The sequence below is a fragment of the Mesorhizobium sp. M0854 genome, from assembly GCF_040319815.1.
In the GTDB taxonomy this organism is placed as follows: Bacteria; Pseudomonadota; Alphaproteobacteria; order Rhizobiales; family Rhizobiaceae; genus Mesorhizobium.
Genome location: NZ_JAMYOL010000073.1, coordinates 1 through 2,313 on the forward strand (window position 1 = coordinate 1; position 2,313 = coordinate 2,313).

Annotated in this window: 1 protein-coding gene and 1 pseudogene; both read left to right on the forward strand. The window is 51.7% G+C overall.

Annotation, left to right across the window (positions count from 1 at the left end; translation table 11 throughout):
• Window positions 1-2 precede the first annotated feature (2 nt).
• Window positions 3-1,400 (forward strand): M20/M25/M40 family metallo-hydrolase, encoded by a 1,398-nt coding sequence (locus tag NKH99_RS32545; RefSeq protein ID WP_353017956.1) that lies wholly within the window; start codon window positions 3-5, stop codon window positions 1,398-1,400.
• 118 nt (window positions 1,401-1,518) lie between these two features.
• Window positions 1,519-2,313: pseudogene (locus tag NKH99_RS32550) on the forward strand (amidohydrolase family protein); the annotation flags it as partial.

The following is a 2,313-nucleotide window of genomic DNA, read 5'->3' on the forward strand; positions in this document are numbered from 1 at the left end:
ATCTGAACGCTAGCCTTGATCGGCTTTTCCAATTCCTACGAATACCTTCTATTTCATGCGACGCATCGTACTCACCACAATGTCGCCAGGCGGCTTCCTGGATCGCAGACGAGCTATCGGAAATAGGCTTCGCGGTGTCCGTTAGATCCACTATTGGAAATCCCGTGGTGGTCGCTCACAACAAAGAAGCCGGCGGTCCGCATGTCTTGTTCTACGGCCACTATGACGTTCAACCAGTCGAACCCATCGAGGCTTGGGAAGATGATCCCTTCCAGCCCAAATTAAAAGCACAGCCCAGCGGAGAAACCCATATTGTTGCTCGTGGAGTGTCGGACGATAAAGGCCAGCTTCTAACCTTCATTGAAGCGTGCCGCTCGTGGAAGGCGGTGACAGGACATCTACCGATAAAGGTGTCCATGTTCTTCGAAGGAGAGGAAGAAAGCGGCAGTCCAAGTATGGAGACATTCTTGGACGAGGCCGGCGAGGAACTGATCGCTGACGTCATGCTGCTTTGCGATACTTATCTGTGGAGAGATACGGTACCGGCGATCACTGTAATGTTTCGCGGCATTTTGGAAGAAGAGATAGGAGTAAGCTGTGCTAGCCGGGACTTGCATTCAGGTGCGTATGGCAATGCTGCACGCAATCCAATCCAGGTCCTAGCCGAGCTTATCGCCAGCCTAAAAGGCGCGAATGGTGAAGTAGCAATCGACGGATTCTACGACAATATAGAGGAACTCGACGATAAAATCAGATCCGCAATATCGAGGTTGGATTTCGATCCAGATGCCTTTCTGAGCAAAGTGGGGCTTTCTCAATCTGCCGGAGATACTGCCTATTCAGTTCTAGAGCAGATTTGGACGCGGCCGTCCTGCGAAATTAACGGAATTGCGGGTGGGTATTACGGAGACGGTTTCAAAACCATCATTCCGTCCACAGCTCTTGCGAAGGTCTCTTTCAGGTTGGTTCCTGGTCAAGATCCACAAAAAATTCGTTCCGCGTTTCGTAATCACATTCGCGCCAGAACGCCAGCCGACTGCAACCTGAGATTTGCCGACTACGATGGCAGCCCCGCATCTGTCATTTCGACTGAAAGTCCTTTTCTTGATAGCGCAGTCGCTGCTCTTAAGGAAGAGTGGAGCTGTGAACCTGCACTGATCGGAAGTGGCGGATCAATTCCAGTTGTTGGTGTGGTTAAGCGTCGATTGGGTCTGGATTCTCTGCCCATCGGCTTCGCGCGATCTGACAACAGGCACCATAGCCCAAACGAGAAGTATGACCTTTCCTCCTTCCACAAGGGAATTCGCTCGTGGATCCGGATCCTTGCGGAGCTATCTCTGTGCACAACCAAGGGGGCAACATTGTTGGCCGGCAATAAGCTGCGGACGACTCAAGCGTGATGGCCCAGCGAAACGATTTAGAGTCTGTGGACGGAAAATTCGCGATGCGGAAGCATGTCCACGAAGTCGCGCACGGCATTGGGTCGCAACCTCAATAGTTTCTCAGAGAGACAAGAACATGGAACGCAAACCCGCAAATCATTTTGACCACCTTCCGCTGTTTCTGTCGAAACAGCATCCAGAGTTTTTAACGATTTTCGAGGCGGTCAATGACCTGCCCATTGATGATACGCACTGCCATATTGTCACTGATCGAGATGCGTTCACGACTCCTCAGCGGTTTCTGGAGCGAATGTCATTGGCGGCGATAGATACACTTCCGGCATGCTTTCCTGCCGGCGTTTATGACCAGTGGCTGAATGGAGACGAGGCCACGCAGTATGACCTTAACAGACAGTTCGACATTCAGAACAAGGTTGATGGCATCATCGGCGACATTGCCGAAAGCGTTTTTGTGAAGTTTCTGGTGAAGGAACTCGCGCAATTCCTAGGCTGCGTGCCGAAGTTGGAAGCGGTTATCGAAGCCCGAAACGAGCGCGGTCAAAACTACTGGGCCTATGTCAGCAGCCTTCTGCGAGACGTGAACTACGAAAACGTCATGGTGGACACCGGCTATGCGGAAGGTTGCGGCGCAGCCGAGATCGACCGCTATGAAGAAGGCATACTGCCCTGCCGTACGAACCGAATTGCTCGAATAGAGATGATCCAAAAGGAGCTTTTTCCTCTCGATATCACATTCGATGAGTACGAGCCGCGATACATGGCGCGGGTACTGAACCTGCTAGACGGCAATGGGAATTACGGAAAGAAGTCCTATGGGATGAAGTCTTATCTTCTCCCGTACATTGGACTTATCGAGCCTCTCTACGATAGGGATACCGCCCGAGCATCATGGCAGGAGCTGAGAAAATCG